Here is an 18,372-nt window from a genome sequence, read left to right on the forward strand (position 1 = left end):
TTGTTGAAAAAAGAGCGCAAAACGAATTGCGCTCTAAATAAATATATTACCAAGCCGAAGCTAAATAAGGAAATGAGGTCAAAAAAGGTTTGTCATTTGAACTAACATTATCAGAGGTTAATCCTGGGTTTGAAGCACCAGTTGGACCACCAAAAATCAATAATAATTCTACATCAATAACGTCATCTGCCAAAGCTCTTCCAGTTAATACGTTAGTACCATCGAAGAAAGTGGTTGTTCCTGTTGTTTTTACATTCAATACATCAGTAGATAACAAACCTGTTAATTGAGCAGCTGTTTGTCCTAATGCATTGGTAGTATAACCTGCATTTAAAGCTAACAATCTTGATTGAAAAACACCTTGATATGCAGCTCCCATTTGTGATGGAATAGCTTCGTTAAAAGCATCTTTTGGCGCTCCAGAAGCAATAAAAACTGTGTTTATTGCCGGTCTAGCCATTTGATCTTGTTGAACATAGCTACCTTCAAAACTTGGTGTTGATGCGCTATCATCACTACAACTCACTAGCATTGATGTTACACCAATTAGTGACAATGCTATTATTTTTAATTTACTTGTTTTCATTTTTTATATTTTAATGGATTAATTATTGTTTTTGTTTAGTTTCTGCCCAAATATTAATTGTTGAAGATGAACCCAACATTGATTTTGGTAATTCTATTATTGTTGACAATACATTTGTTCCTGCAAAAGTGTCAGTTCCAGGGTTATTAAATCCTGTTGCTGTTCCCATCAAAATAGATTTGAATTGTCCTAAATCAAAAAAGAAAGGATCATCTCTTGGTCCGGCAAAAAACTTCATGCCATTTTGGGTTGCAGTAATTGGTGCACTTCCGTATTGAGAAATTTCAACACTACCTGCAGTCGCAGTCGTTTTTACAGTACTTGTCGTTCCTGTAGTTCCTGGCGCAACTGGCCCGAAGAAATACATCTTGTTGTTTTTTCTAATGGCTTGAATAACCAAATCTTCTACATTATCTCCATTGTTATCAATGTTGATTTCTGTTAAAACATTTTCGCTAAATGCTGCCGTAGCTGTAGCACTTGGAGAAAGTAATCCTTGTGTGTTTACAACAAAGACCATGTTGTTAGTGTCATGCCCTTGAAAAGCATACACATCTGTAATGTCATTCGCATTACCTGTTACAGCTGGAGCATCTGCGTGATCCGCTGCCATAAAAACTAGACCTGAAATCGCTACTAGCGACAGACCTACATAAAGTTTTGTTTTTTTCATTTTAATTAAATTTTTAATATTTATAATTACAGTTACGATTTCGGAAAGTGTTTGGTTTTTTTAAATAAGTATTTTATTATTATTTTTTATCAAACCCTTTTAAATCAGTGTGTTTTAAATTAATTTTTATTTTGAACTATGTTGTTATCTTAATATATAGTTGGAAAGTTTTTAAATCTATTTTGTATATGACTTTAAAAAAAATAGTATTTATAAAAAAAACAGAGCACATAAAATAATTTACATACTCTGTTTTCCATAAATATAAAAAATTACCAAGCCGAAGCTAAGTAGGGAAATGAAGATGAAAATGTTTTATCATTTGCACCAACATTATCAGAAGTTAAACCAGAATTTGAAGCACCAGTTGGACCACCAAAAATCAATAATAATTCAACATCAATGACATCATCTGCCAAAGCTCTTCCTGTCAACACATTAGTACCATCAAAGAAAGTAGTCGGTGCTGTTTTACTAACATTCAAAACATCTGTTGCTAAAACTCCTGTAAATTGATTAGCAGTCAAACCCAATGCATTTGTGGTGTAACCCGGATTTAAAGCTAACAATCTTGATTGGAAAATAGATTGATACGCTGATCCCATTTGTGATGGAATAGCTGCATTGAAGGCATCTTTTGGTGCTCCCGAAGCTATAAATACTGTGTTTATTGCTGGTCGGGCCATTTGATCTTTTTGTACAAAAGTCCCAGCGAAATTAATTCCGTATGGTCCAAAACCTCCACTTTTAGCATTGTTTGATGTTATGTTTTCATCATTACTACAGCCAACAAATAAGGCAGAAGTAAACATTAAACCCAAAACAATTTTTGTTATTTTATTTGTTTTCATGATTTTTAAATATTTAAGTTAGTTACAGTTTACTTTTGGTTTCAGCCCAAATATTGATTGAAGAAGAAGACCCTAATGAAGATTTAGGAACTTCTACTACTATAGATAGTACATTAGTTCCGGCAAATGTGTCAGTTCCTGGATTGTTAAATCCGGAAGCAGTTCCCATCAAGATGGCTTTGAATTGACCTAAATCAAAAAAGAAAGGATCGTCTCTTGGCCCAGCAAAGAATTTCATCCCATTTTGTTGCGCAGTAATGGCTGATTCTCCATATTTAGAAATTTCAACGCTTCCTGCTGTTGCGGTTGTTTTAACTGTGCTAGTTGTTCCGGTAGTGTTAGGCGCAACTGGACCAAAGAAATACATCTTATCGTTTTTTCTAATCGCTTGAATCACTAAATCTTCCACATTGTCACCATTGTTATCAATGTTGATTTCTGTTAAAACATTTTCGCTAAATGTTGCCGTAGCTGTTGCTCCTGGAGATAATAACCCTTGAGTGTTTACTACAAATACCATGTTGTTAGTGTCTTGCCCTTGAAAGGCGTACACATCTGTAATGTCTGAAGCATTACCAGTTACTGCAGGCGCATCGGCGTGATCTGCAGCAATAAAAATTAGACCTGAAATCGCCACCAGCGACAGACCTAAAAGTAATTTTGTTTTTTTCATTATGTTATAATTTTGACGTTAATACAAGCATGTACGTGAGAAGATTTCTTTTGGTTTTAAAAAATGTTAAAAAATTGCTAAACATTAAATTTTTTGTTTTAAAAAAAAGTTTTCTATTTTTACAATAAATAATTTTAAGCGCTATGACACAAGAAGAATTATTACCCCTATTATTAAGAAAGGAAGAAAGGGCATTTACGCAGTTGTATGACATGTATTCCAAAAGTCTTTTCAGTATCATTACTAATTTGATTAAAGACCGGGAAGAAGCTGAAGATGTGCTTCAAGAAGTCTTTGTCAAAATTTGGAAAAACATCGATACTTATAATCAAAGTAAAGGACGTTTGTATACTTGGATGCTTAATATCACCAGAAATACAGCTATTGACAAACTGCGTTCTAAAGGTTATAATAACAGTCAAAAAAACCTATCTTCTGATAATTTCGTACATCTGCTGGATGACAGTAATAAATTGACGAATAAAATAGATAGTATTGGAGTAAGAGAGTTTGTAAATAAACTAAAACCAAAATGTATTCAGTTAATCGACTTATTGTTCTTCAAAGGATTCACTCAACAGGAAGCATCGGATGAATTAGCTATTCCGTTAGGTACTGTTAAGACCCAAAATCGCACGTGTATGAATGACCTACGAAATTTTTTAAAAGTATAAATGGAAACTAAAGAGTATATTGAATCAGGAATTTTGGAACTCTATGTTTATGGTTTGTTAAACGAATCAGAAAACGATGAAGTTACCGCTATGGCTTTCAAACATTCAGAAGTTAAAGAAGAAATTGTATCTATTGAAAAGGCAATTATTAACCTTTCTAGCAGTTTTTCTCCTTTTATTTCTCATAGTCAGTTTGAAAAAATAAAAGCACAACTTGAACTGAAACACAGTAAAGTTGTAACGATGAAATCACGAAGCAATACATCAACCTACATTGGCTGGGCTGCTTCTGTTGCATTGTTGATTGGTATTGGTTTTCAATATTCAAAACTGAATGACAGTAAAGAAGAAATTGAAACCACTAAAAAAGAGAAAGAATATCTGCAAAAAACTGTAGTAGTCTTAGAAACGAAAAACAAAGAAACAGAAACTGTTTTAAATGTCATTCGAGATGAAACCAATACTGTTATTGCGCTTGGCGGACAAGCAGTAGCACCAACAGCCAAAGCAAAAATCTACTGGAATAAACAAACTCAAGTGGTTTATGTAGATGCCAGCGGATTACCGGAACCACCTGAAGGAAAAGAATACCAAATTTGGTCTTTAAAATTGCAACCGCAATTAACACCCACAAGTATTGGTATGTTAAGCAATTTCACTGCAAACAGAAGCAGAATATTTGCTGTTGAGAAAACCGGAGATGCGGAAGCATTCGGAATAACATTAGAACCAACTGGTGGAAGTGCTTCGCCAACAATGGAACAATTATATACTTTGGGAAAAGTCTAAAAATCTAAGTCAAATAAATAATAATTAAAAAAGGTTCAACAAATGTTGAACCTTTTTTAATTATTGAAATATTTCTATTCTCTTTCTTCTTTGCTCTTTCCTCTATTTTCTCTTATAATACTTTCGATACTTCGGATAAGTAATAAGTCCAATTAAACTTATCGTTCCGATGGAATACCAAATCCAGCTCAATGATTTTGCTTCACCGCTGGCATACGAGTGCAAACCAACTAAATGGAAATTCACACCATAATAGGTAAACAATATCGACAAGAAAGCAAACATTGCCATCAGGTTAAACAACCATTTATTGCGCAAAGCAGGAACAAAACGAGCATGAATTACAAAAGCATACACCATAATACTAATCAATGCCCAAGTCTCTTTTGGATCCCAACCCCAATATCTTCCCCAGCTTTCATTTGCCCATTGTCCGCCTAAAAAGTTTCCGATGGTAAGCATTACTAATCCAACAGTCAAAGCCATTTCGTTGATAATCGTTATTTCTTTGATGTTCAGTTCCATTTTGGCTTTGTTCTTTTCAGTGGTGAAAAGCATTAATAACAAGGATACAAAACCTAAAATCATTCCTAAGGCAAATGGTCCATAACTAGCCACAATAACCGCTACGTGTATCATCAACCAATACGAATTAAGCACTGGTTGCAAATTCGCAATTTCTGGGTCAATCCAGTTCGCATAAGCTGCTGTTAATATCATTGCCGAAACAAAAGCACAGGCAGCAACCGTTAATTTGGAAGTGCTTTTATAATAGATTCCGAAAAGTAAAGAACTCACGAATTTAAGTGAAAAAGCCGGTTTCATTTTCCAAGCAAATGCCAACCCGAAGAACATCGTTGACCAAGCTACATAAACTATGGCTTCGTACGCATTACTCCAAGGCGCATGACCCGAAATGTACCAGCGAAAAATTAATGCTATCGTATGCAAAGTGAATAAGAATCCAATTATTATATGCAAACCATTAACTGTTACTGTCACCCATTTCCTGTCTTTAAAAATACCAATTATGATAAACAAAAATAGCAAAGCTGCTGCTGTCAAATACCAATAAGGCAATTTTTGCAGCACATCGTATTTGTTATACAATATCTCATAATCTATTTTTTTATCTGATGGACGAACCGCTTTTCCAAACTTCTTTTGGTAGTTTTCCATTCCAACCAAATACGTATTAGCCATCGTATAATTGTTGTCTTGTGTGGCTTTCAACAAAGCGTCAAGATAAAGTGGCAACGCATTTTTGATTGTGTCTAAAGCTGTTCCTGTTGGATGATTCGCTTCTAAAAACGAAACCCATTTGTTATTGGCATCTTTCGGAATTGGGAATATCCGTAATATTTTTCCGCTTATGGCCGCATTCAACAGATTGACTTTTTTATCGGTTTCTACAAAGTCTTTTTCAAACTGATTTGGATTAGCCGCTTTGTAAGCTTCATCTAAATAAGGCGATAATTTATAATTTCCTCTGTCATCAAAACACGAACGGAACGTAGCATATTTAGCATCTGATTTTATTCCGAGTATTTTTCGAATACTGTCATTGCCGCTTTTGATATAAATCAAAGGGACTTCAAACCAAACGGCTGGAAACTGTGTCATCGAAATAAAAACTTGATCAGAATTCATTTCGTTATGCGTGTTTTGGTGGCTTACTTTTCGCAACAATTCAGAAGAAAAAGTATTGATAGGTTTCATTCTACCTCCATCATCCTGAATAATCAATCGGCCAAATTGGGATGCGTGCTTTTCGGAGACTTTGTATTTATTCAGAATAGAATCGAGCTGTTTTTGGGAAGGAGAATCATTATGATTACCATGATTTTGAGCGAATCCATTAAAAGAAACAAACAGAATTAGTATGTATAAAAGTTTGGCTTTTTTCTTTTTTACATTGTCTAATTTTCGTTTCAAATCAGAAAACCGTGTGTTTTTAGTAAACAATATTAATAACATACAAAAAAACAATATAAAGTAACCGATATAAGTTATTGTTGTTCCCCAAAAATCATGATTTACAGAAAGCACTGTTCCTTTTTCGTCAGGATCAAAAGATGCCTGGAAGAAACGAAATCCTTTATGATCCAAAATGTGATTCATATATATTCGGGCGTCATACTTTTTGGTAGAATCCTGAACGGTAACTTTACTTTCATAAGACGAATAGCTTTTCTCAGTTCCCGGATATTTTTGCGCAATAAAATCATTCAGTTTTAAACTGAAAGGCAATGTATACACTTTGCTTCCATAGCTCAAAGTAAACTCTAAACTTCCTATTTTGACAATCTTTGGCTCTCCTTGTTTTCCTTTGGAACCAACCAGCGTAACTTCTTGTGCTACGCCATCTGTTTTTAAAACCAGCGTAATGGCATCATCACCATTTTTTGCTTTGAAATCACCACTGGCTTTATAGGTTTTAACTCCTTTTTTTGGTTGATCGGGAATTACAAATTGGGCACCGCCAACATTATATAACGAACGATACATCAATGGCTGAACAGAATCTTTGATTACTTTTCCTTGTAACTTATCTGCCATTCGCATGAATTGTCCATCAAACGGAGAAGAAATTGTATTGGTTTTAGTATCAATGTTAATCGCGCCTTTAGTTGGTTTATTTAAAGCAAACAACACATTGTGAATATCCTGAATTTCCCCTTCTTTAAGCATGTGTTCGTGACGTGTTCCTCCACCGGATTCTACTAACCTCAGAAAAACATCACCAGTAGCTGATTCTTTGATAGTTTCTTTGGCATCGAGCACAAAGTTTTTATACTCGACTTCAAATGGAATTTCAGCAAACTTGTCGTCAATAGAAAAATGGTTGTTGGTAACGGGAGAAAGTAACAATGGTTTTTCAAAAACTCGGCGCATCATTTTTCCTTCGTACATACCATCAACAAAAACCGTTAAATAATTTTTATCCGAAAAAAACTGATTTGAAACAGCGCCTTCACGAATAGGCATCATTCCTTCGTAACTAATATATCGGGTTACAAATGCTCCTGAAATGATAAAAATCCATGATAGATGCAGTAATAAAGTTGCCCATTTTTCCTTTTTGTACAATTGGTAACGTTTGATATTTCCAATGAAATTAATCACGAAAAACATCATAATAGCTTCGAACCACCAGGCGTTGTAAACCCAAATTCTTGCTGTATCGGTATTGTATTTACTTTCGATGAATGTTCCGGCTGCCATAGCTATTGCAAATCCAAGAAACAAAATAGCCATTAAACGTGTAGAGAATAAAATCGAGTATATTTTCTTTTCCATAAGTTGGAATAAATTTTTAAAAATCCCGAATTTTCGGGAGTACAAAAATAACGTAAATAAATAAATTACAACTGCATTTATTTTGGGTTTTAATACTTTTTTATGAGTTGTGGATTTCTTTTATTAAAACTAAAAAATGAAATTTATTTTCGATAATTTAGCCCCATGATTCGAGTGTCGATTATTGGTTCCGGAAATGTTGCCCAACATCTTATTCAAGCATTCAGTAAAACTGCTGATATTGAATTGGTTCAGGTATTTTCCAGAAAGGCAACAGCAGTTTCTCATTTGATTCCAATCGACAAAATAACTTCAGATTTAAGTGAATTAAAAACTGTTGACTTAACAATTATTGCCGTGACTGACAATGCAATTGCAGAAGTTTCCAAAGAACTTTCATTTAAAAATCAATTCGTTGCTCATACTTCAGGAAGTGTTTCGATAGATGCAATAGACAGCAAAAACCGTCAGGGTGTTTTTTATCCTTTGCAAACGTTTTCCAAATCAAAAGAAGTCGATTTTAAACTCATTCCGATTTGTCTGGAAGCACAAAACGAGAATGACTTTCAAACGCTGGAAACCATTGCTAAATCTATTTCAAATGTTATTTACAAAGTCGATTCAGAACAACGTAAAGCATTGCATATAGCAGCTGTTTTTGTTTCTAACTTTGTCAATCATTTGTATCAAATTGGTAACGATATTTGCATAGAAAATGATTTGTCGTTTGATATTTTAAAACCATTAATCCAGGAAACGGCTGCTAAAATTTTGAAGCTTTCGCCAAATGAAGCGCAAACCGGACCATCCAAACGTAAAGACACTCAAATAATAAATGCGCATCTGAACTTTTTAAAAGATGACAACCAAAAAGAAATCTATAAATTGCTAACAAAATCTATTATCGATAATGGGAAAAAGTTATAAAGAAATACTAAACAACATCACGACTTTCATTTTTGATGTAGATGGTGTTTTAACCGACAGTTCGGTTCACGTTACACCATCCGGTGAAATGCTCCGAATCATGAACATTCGTGATGGTTTTGCGATGAAAGCTGCAATAGAAAGTGGTTATCACGTGTGCATCATTTCGGGAGGAAATAATGAAGGCGTTCGCATCCGATTACAAAATTTAGGGATTACTGATATTCATTTGGCTTCGCCTGATAAAGTCGCCACTTTTAATGAGTACATCAAACAATACAAGATAAACCCTGATGAAGTTTTATATATGGGCGATGATATTCCTGACTATCACGTGATGCAGTTAGTTGGGTTACCAGTTTGTCCGCAAGATGCAAGTCAGGAAATAAAAGTTATCTGCAAATATATTTCACATAAAAAAGGTGGAAAAGGTGCAGTTCGGGAAATCATAGAACAAGTGATGAAAGTGCAAGGCAAATGGCATATGTACTATAATGGGAAACACGATTAATATTGAGTGACTAGTTTTCAGTCGCAGTTAACAGTAATGAAAACTGAGACTGAAAACTGAAACTGAGACTAAAAACTGAACACTGAACACTTAAATATGAAATACTTAAAATTAATACGTTACCAAAACCTACTACTTCTTGCTTTTATGCAGCTTCTTTTTCGTTATGGATTTTTAAAATTCCAAAACATCTTTTTGTCGCTAAACGATTGGCAATACGGATTGTTGGTGCTTGCAACCATTTTAATTGCGGCTGCCGGGTATGTTATCAATGACATTTTAGATCAGGAAACGGATTATGATAACGATAAAAGGAATGTAATTGTTGGTAAATTGATTTCTGAAAAAGCGGCCTACAACTTGTATTTTGCTCTCAATATAACTGGTGTTGGTATTGGATATTATTTAGCAAACGTAATTCAAAAACCTAGTTTCGCCGGTGCCTTTATAATCGTTTCTGCCACATTATATATGTATGCTACGAGTTTAAAACAAATGCTTTTAATAGGCAATGTCGTTGTGGCGCTGCTCCTATCTTTTAGTATTATTATTATAGGGCTTTTTGATTTGTTACCCGCTACTTATGAAGGGAACCAAACAGAAATGGGTGTTATTTTTTCAATATTAATTGACTATGCGATTTTTGCATTTATCATTAATTTGATTCGAGAAATAGTGAAAGACATGGAAGATGTTGAAGGCGATTACAATAACGGAATGAGTACATTACCAATTGCAATCGGAAATGAAAAGACTTCAAAAATTGCTGCAGCATTAGGTATCATTGCTACGTTAATTTTGCTTTGGTATATGAACAGTAACCTAATGCCGACTAAGCTTTATTATGCTGTGATTTATGGTTTGCTTTTTGTTGTGGCACCAATGATTTTCTTTGTGGTTAAAATTTGGAATGCCAAAACAAAAGAAGATTTTCATTTGCTAAGCACTGTTTTGAAATGGATAATATTTTTTGGAATACTTTCTATTTTAGCAATCAATTTAAACATCATGGAGAATGTTAAGGGATAAACTTAAAAGATATAAGATAATATTAGCTTCCGGTTCACCCCGAAGGCAACAATTTTTCAAAGACTTAGATTTGGATTTTGAAATCCGATTAAAAGATATTGAAGAAATTTATCCGGATGATTTGCAAGGTGTAGAAATAACTAACTATTTAGCCCAACTTAAAGCCAATGCTTTTGAAGGAGAAATAGCTGCAAATGAACTTTTGGTGACTAGTGATACAATAGTTTGGCTGAATAACAAAGCTTTGGGAAAACCTAAAGATTATGACGATGCATTTGCCATTTTGAAATCATTATCCAATGAAACGCATGAGGTAATAACTTCGGTTTGCTTTAAAACGGTACTAAAAACGGAAACCATTTTTGATGTTACCAAAGTAACTTTCAATCAACTTTCGGATGAAGCTATTCATTATTACCTCGACAACTATAAACCCTTTGACAAAGCTGGTGCTTATGGCATTCAGGAATGGATTGGCTTAGTTGGAATTAACAGAATTGATGGTTCTTACACCAATGTTGTTGGACTGCCAACCGAAAAAGTATATCATTATTTGAGTAATCGCGACTGAAAAGAGTAACTTTACTAAAAACTTCCTACGATGTCTGACACTATAAAATTACCACTCTATTTTAAACTTTCAGCCATACTGATATGTTTAACACTACTATTCATTACGTTCTTTTTTGGTCAGGAAATTATTTCCCCAGTATTGCTCTCGCTCCTTTTTGCGATAATGCTTCGCCCTGTAGTTGGCTTTCTGATAAAAAAACTACGCTTTCCTCATTTTGTTGCAGTCATTTTTGCAATTGTTCTTTTTGTGTTACTGTTTTTGGGAGTTTTCTATTTCATATCAATGCAAATAAGCGAGATGGCAAATGACTGGGGAAAAATTAAAAATAATTTCTACTATCATTTTGAACACCTTCAGCGAATGATTAGGGATAATTTTAATCTTAGCAAAAGAGAACAAAATGAAATTATCACCAACGCCACGAATGACACTATGACTTCGGGCAAGGAAATTGTAGGCACCACTTTAAGTTCGTTTGCAGATATCCTTTTGAATCTAATATTGATTCCTATTTACACTTTCCTGTTTTTGTTGTATCAAAATCATTTTATCACTTTTTTGTGCAAATTAGTGAAACCCGAAAGTCACAAAAAACTGCGTGAAGTTTTATTTCAAATAAAGATTGCGGTTCAAAGTTATATTACAGGCTTGTTGTTTGAAATGATTACAGTTTCTGTATTAACTACTTTAGGTTTGTATTTTATTGGATGTGAATATTTCATACTGCTCGGAATAATAACGGGTATTTTAAATTTGATTCCTTATATAGGAATATTATTTGCAGGTGGTTTGACTATTGCCGTTTCGCTTTCAGGCTCTACGGATTTAACGATTGTATTTGGGGTGATTGGAGTAAATTTAATTGTTCAGTTTATTGATAATAATATTCTTGTGCCAATGTTTGTAAATTCAAAAGTGCAAATCAATGCCTTAGTTTCGATTATCGGAATTATCGTCGGAAATGTTTTGGGTGGCATTACTGGAATGTTCTTGGCAATACCAATTATTGCTATCATAAAAGTTATTTTTGACCGAATCGACACACTTGAACCTTGGGGCTATTTATTGGGTGATGATTTACCAAAAACCTATGAATGGCATAAAATCAAATTTCCACATTACAATTTTCATAACAAGTCAACAATAGTAGATTTAGGCATCGATTTATCACCAACTATACCAGCAGAAGATAGTTCTAAAGAAGATGGAAATAGTACTAATGATACAATTGAAAAATAGTTTTTAGTTAGATATTTTATATAAAAAATCATGTCATTCTTTTCAAGTTTAACCAAAGAAGTTATTGCAACAGGAATTCTTTTAGCAATTATTATATTCTTGAGAATAGTTTCCGCCAAACTAATTCGTCGTTACGCCAAATTATCGTCCATCATGGAACACCGAACTAATTTGGTTATAAAATACATTCACCTATTAATAAATATCCTGGCAATAATTTGCCTTATTGTTATTTGGGGTGTTCAAAAAAAAGACATTCTTTTTACTTTATCATCAGTAACAACAGTTGTTGGTGTAGCCATGTTTGCCCAATGGTCTATCTTGAGTAACATTACTTCAGGCATAATTTTATTTTTCTTTTTTCCTTTTAGAATTGGAGATATTATTCAAGTACATGATAAAGACTTCCCTATTCAAGCTGAAATTGAAGATATTAAAGCGTTTCACATATATTTAAAAACTGAAAAGGGAGAACGAATTACCTATCCAAATAACTTACTACTACAAAAGGGTATTTCCATTATCACATCTAAATTTGAAGACAAAGAATTTACGGATTAGTTTATTGATTGAATAGCTAAACTAAGTTGTATCATTCCATTTCAGGTGTGAATTCCATAACTTATAGCGATATATGTGTAACAGTTTCATTTCATTTAGCTTTATTTTTACAATGAGTAATAATGCTCAACTATAAAAGAATCTAGAAAAGAAGTTTGTGAAGTATAATTGCAACAATGCCTTTTTTGGCATGATTATTTCTAAGGTTCAGATAATATTAAAATTAAATAAATAAATTATGAAAACAACTAAATTTTTGATGCTTGCAATTTTGTTAGCAATGGCATTTAATACAGAGGCTCAAGTGGCAGTGAAGGTAGATAAAAAATATGGGCCAGTAGCACCGAAATGGGCACCAAAAGCGCCTGCCACAACACGATATTATTATCTTCCTGATATTCAAACCTATTATGATGTTCCATCTCAACGTTATATCTATCAAAGAGATGGTGCTTGGGTTCGTACTGCAAACCTTCCAACCCGTTACAGAGGTTATGACTTATACAAAGGTCAGACTGTTTACTTAACAGATTATAAAGGAAATGCTCCTTATACATATTACAGTAAACATAAAGTGAAATATGTTGGAAAAAAATGGAAAGCAAACGGTCACGACAATGGTAACCATTATGGTCAACATAAAGGAAAAGGAAAACCAAATGGAAAAAATTGGAATGGAAATGGAAATGGGCACATGAATGGGCACATGAATGAGCACGAGAATGAGCACGAGAATGAGCACGAGAACGAACATGGAAATAAAAATGGGAATGGAAAATCCAAAGGGCACGGAAAGAAATAAAATATAAACATATCTATTAAAAAGCAAAGACTAACATCTTTGCTTTTTTTATACTTTAAAGTGCTATTGCAAATGAGCAAAATAATAAATTAAATAATATATTTCTTAAAAAAATTTAAATAAAGTGCATTTCATCGATTATTTATGTATTTAAACAAATTTTTGTACAATAAGTTCTATATCTTTGTTCTAATAATATTTTATGTTTTGTAAAAATGATTGTATCGTTTTTGTGCCCCAAAACTTAAAAAAAATGTCAAAATCATGAAATCATTAAAAAAACTATTAGTAATGTTGCTTCTTTTCACTTGTTATTTATCTAGTGGGCAGACATCTCAAAATGATGATATTTCATCGTTACCAATTGATTCTAAAACGAACTGCTATGTTCGCTATTATTATTTTCCAAACCTAGAAGCTTATTTTGATAAACTTGAATTGGTATATCATTATAAGGTGAACGGGAAATGGGAAAAAGCAAAAAATTTACCAACTAATTTTGGTGGCTATTCAATATACAACAAAGTAAGAGTTGCCGTTACCGATTTTGATGGAGAGGAACCATACCAACTTCTCAAAACCCACAAAAAAATGTATCCTTACAATTCCAAAGTAAGATTTACTAATCAAACTGTTACAGTTTCAGCTTCAACTGAATAAAAACATGTTCGATTTACTTAAAAAAACCTCTTATATAATATAAGAGGTTTTTTTGTATAAAACAAAAGCTAAAAACTGTTAAACTGAATACTAATCTCTGAACACTGAATACTAAAATTACTATATTTGAGCAATGGCAAACCATTTTTAATGAAACACTTTATACTATTCTCACTACTCATACTAAGCCTAAAAGGATTGGCACAACAACCAGCCAAACCCAACGCGGCAGAACTTTACAATCAAATCCAAAAAATAAACTTCCTCGGTTCTGTCTTATATATTGCAGCTCATCCCGATGATGAAAATACAAGATTAATTGCCTACTTGTCTAATAATGTCAAAGCGCAAACGGGATATTTATCATTGACTCGTGGTGATGGAGGACAAAATCTAATTGGTTCTGAACTGCGTGAGCAACTTGGCGTAATCCGAACACAAGAACTTATTGAAGCTCGCAAAATTGATGGCGGCTTGCAATTCTTTTCGCGTGCCAATGACTTTGGTTTCTCGAAGAATCCGGATGAAACATTGCAAATTTGGGATAAAAATCAAGTGTTAAGTGATATCATTTGGGTTATTCGTAAATTCCAACCCGATGTAATCATAAACCGTTTTGATCATCGTTCCCCTGGAACAACTCATGGTCATCACACCTCCTCTGCTATATTGAGTTATGAAGCTTTTGACAAAGTCAATGATGCCTCAGTTTTTCCAAATCAGTTACAAAACACAACTATCTGGCAACCCAAACGTTTGTTTTTTAACACCTCGTGGTGGTTTTATGGCAGCAAAGAAAAATTTGACGCTGCCGATAAAAGCAATTTAAGCAAACTACAAATCGGAACATATTACCAATCGCTGGGTAAATCAAATCAGGAAATTGCGGCACTTAGCAGAAGTCGTCATCAGTCGCAAGGCTTTGGCTCTACTGGAACTCGTGGCGAAGAAGACGAATATTTAGAATTTCTAAAAGGTGATTCTCCCAAAGATAAAACGAACATATTTGATGGCATCGACACCACTTGGAGCCGAGTAAAAGGCGGTAAAGCAATTGGAGATATTCTTTCTAACGTGGAAAAGAACTTTGATTTTAAAAATCCAGCAGCTAGTATTCCAGAATTGGTGAAAGCCTATAGTTTACTTGAAAATTTGGAAGACCAACATTGGAAATATATCAAATCAGAAGAAATAAAAAAAATTATTGCAGGTTGTGCCGGTTTGTATTTTGAAGCAGTTAGCGATGTACAAGAAATAACACCTAACAGTAAATTAAAAGTAAAAGTTGAAATTATAAATAGAAGTTCAATCAAAATAAACTTAAAAGGAATTGGAGCAGTTCCTGTTTTAGAATCAAATACAGAAACTGTTGAAGATTTAAAATATAACATTCCTTTCATTAAAAATATTGAACTTCAAATATCAAATGAATTTGATTATACCAATCCGTATTGGCTCAACGTAAATGGAAGTGTTGGGATGTATCGTGTGGATAATCAAGAAAATATTGGTTTGCCAGATGTAATCAGACAAATAAAAGTTGGTGTTTGGTTAAATATAAACGGTGTAGAGATTCCGTTTGAACGAAATGTGGTCTACAAATACAACGACGATGTAAAAGGCGAAGTCTATCAACCGCTTGATATTGTTCCTGCAGTGACTTCTGCTTTCGAAGAGAAAGTTTATATTTTCAATAACGATAGAGATAAGACCGTTACCGTAAAAGTAAAAGCCGGTAAAGATGCCATCAATGGCAACATTAAACTAGAATTACCTCAAGGTTGGGAAGTATCACCAACGGAAATTCCTTTTACTATTGATAAAAAAGGTCAAGAAGTAGTAGCCGTTTTTAGTGTTTCTCCATCTGAAGAAGCCAGTGAAATATGCATCAAAAGTAGTGTGACCATAGACGGCAAAACATTTGATCAAAACAAAATCGACATCAATTATCCGCATATCTACAAACAAATGGTCTTGAAACCTGCTGAAGCTAAAGCGATTCGGTTAAAAATTAAAACCAAGAATGAAAAGATTGGTTATATCATGGGAGCCGGAGATGAAGTTCCAAAAAGCTTAACCCAAATGGGCTATGAAGTTGACATCATTAAACCAGATGAAATTTCTACTGAAAAGCTAGAAAAATATGATGTGGTTATGACTGGAATTCGTGCTTATAATACTGTAAACGCATTAGCATTCAAACAAAACATTTTATTAGATTTTGTAAAAAATGGTAAAACAATGATTGTGCAATACAACACAACAGACGATTTGGTTACCAAAGATATGTCGCCTTTTCCGTTAAAAATTTCACGAGACAGAGTCACCGAAGAAAATGCTGAAGTTCGATTTTTAGCTACAAATCATCCGATTTTAAACTATCCAAACAAAATCACTGCTGACGATTTCAAAGGCTGGAAACAAGAACAAGGATTGTATTATCCGAATGAATGGGATGTTGCCTTTACTCCTATTCTTTCTTCTAATGACAAAGGAGAAAAACCAAAAAACGGAGCGCTGTTAATTGCAAAATATGGCAAAGGAAATTATGTTTACACTGGTTTGAGTTTCTTTAGAGAATTACCCGAAGGAGTTTCGGGCGCCTATAGATTATTAGCCAATATCATCGCAATAGAAAAGTAAATTATGGAAAATAAAAAAACAACCGCATGGAAGAACAGTTACACTTGGGTTTTGGTGATTAATATCATTTACATTATTATCTTTTTTGTACTAATGCAATTATTCTTTTAAGCCATGCAACAACTCGACTGGATTGTCTTATCGGTAACACTTTTATTTATTGTTTTCTATGGCGTATACAAAACCAAAGGAAGCAAAAATGTAGAAGATTACATTCTTGGTAACAAAGAAACACCTTGGTGGACAGTCGGCCTTTCTGTAATGGCAACACAAGCCAGTGCGATAACGTTCCTCTCAACTCCCGGGCAAGCCTATCATGACGGAATGGGATTTGTGCAATTCTATTTTGGTTTGCCTGTAGCAATGGTAGTCATCTCTATGACATTTATTCCGATTTATCACAAACTAAAAGTATTTACCGCTTATGAATATCTCGAGCAGCGATTTGATTTAAAAACGCGCTCGTTTACGGCTATATTATTTCTTATTCAGCGTGGTCTAGGAACAGGTTTAACCATTTATGCACCGTCCATTATTTTGTCATCTATCTTGGGTTGGAATTTAACGATGCTCAATATTATCATCGGGATTTTGGTTATTATATACACTTTTGCCGGCGGAACGAAAGCCGTAAATGTCACCCAAAAGCAACAGATGTTTGTCATAATGTTAGGCATGTTTGTTACTTTCTTTTTGATATTGCATTTGTTGCCCAATGACATGACGTTTTCCAATGCCATGCATATTGCTGGTGCCAATGACAAAATGAACATACTAGACTTTTCATTCGACCCCGAAAATAGATATACTTTTTGGAGCGGAATAACCGGTGGATTTTTCCTGATGCTTTCCTATTTCGGAACAGATCAATCACAAGTTGGACGCTATTTATCTGGGAAATCAGACAGAGAAAGTCAAATGGGTTTAATCATGAATGGTTTTCTGAAAGTGCCAATGCAGTTTTTTATTTTATTGACTGGAGTAATGGTTTTTGTGTTTTTTCAATTCAATCCGGTACCACTTAACTTCAATCCGGTTAATAAAGCTGCGATTGAAAAATCAACATATGCAATAGAATACCATTCACTTGAAAAACAATTAGCACAATTATCCGAAGAAAAGAAAGAGTTTAACCTTATTTATATTGACCATCTCAACCAAGGTTACGACAATAAAATCCTGAGACAAAAATTAATATCATTATCCGGAAAAGAAAAAGATTTGCATGACGAAGCCAAAGTAATCATTAGTAAAGTGGATGAAAAAGCAGAAACCAACGATAAAGATTATGTGTTTATCTATTTTATTCTGCATTACTTACCTTCAGGTCTAATCGGACTTTTGTTAGCCGTAATTCTTTCTGCTGCGATGTCATCTTCCGCTTCCGGATTAACCGCTTTGGCTTCCACCACTGCTATTGACATCTACAAAAGAAACATCAAAGGCGAAAAATCTGAAAAACATTTTGTGAATGCTACTAAGTCTTTTACCTTACTTTGGGGCGTAATTGCGATTGGTTTTGCTTGCGTTGGTACCTTGTTTGAAAACCTAATACAGTTGGTAAATATTGTAGGTTCTATTTTCTACGGAACGGTTTTAGGTGTATTCTTGGTTGGTTTTTATATCAAATTTGTAAAAGCTAATGCTATTTTCTATAGTGCTGTTGTTAGTCAGATAACCATATTTTTTATCTACTATTACACCATTCATATCTATCCGACTGGACAAGAAAAATTGGGTTATTTGTGGCTGAATTTTATTGGTGCTTCGTTAACAGTAATTCTATCTATACTTTCTCAATTTGTGATAAAAGGAAAACAAAAAATAATCACATAAAAAAACCACGAAATCATAAACAGAAATCGTGGTTAGTTTTATTG

General features: G+C 33.8%; 17 protein-coding genes. 12 read left to right on the forward strand and 5 right to left on the reverse strand.

Annotated elements, in window-relative coordinates; all coding sequences use genetic code 11:
- Positions 1 to 46: 46 nt before the first annotated feature.
- The 4 genes from RMN97_RS02400 to RMN97_RS02415 all read right to left on the reverse strand — a co-directional run bounded on the left by RMN97_RS02400 (position 47) and on the right by RMN97_RS02415 (position 2,783).
- Positions 47 to 586 carry a DUF4331 family protein gene (locus RMN97_RS02400; RefSeq protein WP_309612929.1) on the reverse strand — a complete coding sequence of 180 codons (540 nt, stop codon included), beginning with the start codon at positions 584 to 586 and terminating at the stop codon, positions 47 to 49.
- Positions 587 to 608: 22 nt separating this feature from the next.
- A complete protein-coding gene (locus RMN97_RS02405) occupies positions 609 to 1,259 on the reverse strand; it encodes a DUF4331 family protein (RefSeq protein ID WP_309612930.1) in 651 nt (216 codons plus the stop codon).
- A 272-nt stretch (positions 1,260 to 1,531) separates the two neighbouring features.
- Complete coding sequence (locus RMN97_RS02410; RefSeq protein WP_309612931.1) at positions 1,532 to 2,110, reverse strand: DUF4331 family protein; 579 nt, start codon at positions 2,108 to 2,110, stop codon at positions 1,532 to 1,534.
- Positions 2,111 to 2,132: 22 nt separating this feature from the next.
- A complete protein-coding gene (locus RMN97_RS02415) occupies positions 2,133 to 2,783 on the reverse strand; it encodes a DUF4331 family protein (RefSeq protein ID WP_309612932.1) in 651 nt (216 codons plus the stop codon).
- Between the two features lie 143 nt (positions 2,784 to 2,926).
- On the opposite strand from RMN97_RS02415, the gene RMN97_RS02420 reads away from it, so the two are divergent.
- Both RMN97_RS02420 and RMN97_RS02425 read left to right on the forward strand, forming a co-directional pair.
- Complete coding sequence (locus RMN97_RS02420; RefSeq protein ID WP_309612933.1) at positions 2,927 to 3,457, forward strand: sigma-70 family RNA polymerase sigma factor; 531 nt, start codon at positions 2,927 to 2,929, stop codon at positions 3,455 to 3,457.
- Positions 3,458 to 4,246 carry an anti-sigma factor gene (locus tag RMN97_RS02425; RefSeq protein WP_309612934.1) on the forward strand — a complete coding sequence of 263 codons (789 nt, stop codon included), beginning with the start codon at positions 3,458 to 3,460 and terminating at the stop codon, positions 4,244 to 4,246. It begins immediately after the preceding gene.
- Between the two features lie 102 nt (positions 4,247 to 4,348).
- Here the strand turns inward: RMN97_RS02425 and ccsA are convergent, their stop codons facing one another.
- On the reverse strand, positions 4,349 to 7,546 hold the full coding sequence (ccsA, locus tag RMN97_RS02430) for a cytochrome c biogenesis protein CcsA (protein WP_309612935.1): 3,198 nt from the start codon (positions 7,544 to 7,546) through the stop codon (positions 4,349 to 4,351).
- 165 nt (positions 7,547 to 7,711) lie between these two features.
- Here ccsA and RMN97_RS02435 point away from each other — a divergent pair, with 165 nt between their 5' ends.
- From RMN97_RS02435 to RMN97_RS02480, 10 genes are all read left to right on the forward strand, one after another.
- Positions 7,712 to 8,473 carry a DUF2520 domain-containing protein gene (locus RMN97_RS02435; RefSeq protein WP_309612936.1) on the forward strand — a complete coding sequence of 254 codons (762 nt, stop codon included), beginning with the start codon at positions 7,712 to 7,714 and terminating at the stop codon, positions 8,471 to 8,473.
- The gene (locus RMN97_RS02440; RefSeq protein WP_309612937.1) at positions 8,457 to 8,984 is read left to right on the forward strand and encodes an HAD-IIIA family hydrolase; all 528 of its coding nucleotides are present in this window, start codon (positions 8,457 to 8,459) and stop codon (positions 8,982 to 8,984) included. Before RMN97_RS02435 ends, RMN97_RS02440 begins: the two co-directional genes overlap by 17 nt.
- Positions 8,985 to 9,080: 96 nt before the next feature.
- Complete coding sequence (locus tag RMN97_RS02445; protein WP_309612938.1) at positions 9,081 to 10,013, forward strand: geranylgeranylglycerol-phosphate geranylgeranyltransferase; 933 nt, start codon at positions 9,081 to 9,083, stop codon at positions 10,011 to 10,013.
- On the forward strand, positions 10,000 to 10,584 hold the full coding sequence (locus RMN97_RS02450) for a Maf-like protein (protein ID WP_309612939.1): 585 nt from the start codon (positions 10,000 to 10,002) through the stop codon (positions 10,582 to 10,584). Before RMN97_RS02445 ends, RMN97_RS02450 begins: the two co-directional genes overlap by 14 nt.
- A gap of 30 nt (positions 10,585 to 10,614) precedes the next feature.
- Entirely contained in the window at positions 10,615 to 11,826 is a 1,212-nt protein-coding gene (locus RMN97_RS02455) for an AI-2E family transporter (RefSeq protein ID WP_309612940.1), read from the forward strand.
- Between the two features lie 30 nt (positions 11,827 to 11,856).
- The gene (locus tag RMN97_RS02460) at positions 11,857 to 12,387 is read left to right on the forward strand and encodes a mechanosensitive ion channel family protein (protein WP_309612941.1); all 531 of its coding nucleotides are present in this window, start codon (positions 11,857 to 11,859) and stop codon (positions 12,385 to 12,387) included.
- A 238-nt stretch (positions 12,388 to 12,625) separates the two neighbouring features.
- Positions 12,626 to 13,189 (forward strand): hypothetical protein, encoded by a 564-nt coding sequence (locus RMN97_RS02465; RefSeq protein WP_309612942.1) that lies wholly within the window; start codon positions 12,626 to 12,628, stop codon positions 13,187 to 13,189.
- A gap of 264 nt (positions 13,190 to 13,453) precedes the next feature.
- Positions 13,454 to 13,849, forward strand: coding sequence for a hypothetical protein (locus RMN97_RS02470; protein WP_309612943.1), 396 nt, complete (start codon positions 13,454 to 13,456; stop codon positions 13,847 to 13,849).
- A gap of 150 nt (positions 13,850 to 13,999) precedes the next feature.
- Positions 14,000 to 16,492, forward strand: coding sequence for a PIG-L family deacetylase (locus RMN97_RS02475; protein WP_309612944.1), 2,493 nt, complete (start codon positions 14,000 to 14,002; stop codon positions 16,490 to 16,492).
- A 114-nt stretch (positions 16,493 to 16,606) separates the two neighbouring features.
- Positions 16,607 to 18,328, forward strand: coding sequence for a sodium:solute symporter (locus RMN97_RS02480; protein WP_309612945.1), 1,722 nt, complete (start codon positions 16,607 to 16,609; stop codon positions 18,326 to 18,328).
- The last annotated feature ends 44 nt before the right edge of the window (positions 18,329 to 18,372 follow it).

The organism is Flavobacterium sp. (assembly GCF_031381455.1).
Lineage (GTDB): Bacteria > Bacteroidota > Bacteroidia > Flavobacteriales > Flavobacteriaceae > Flavobacterium.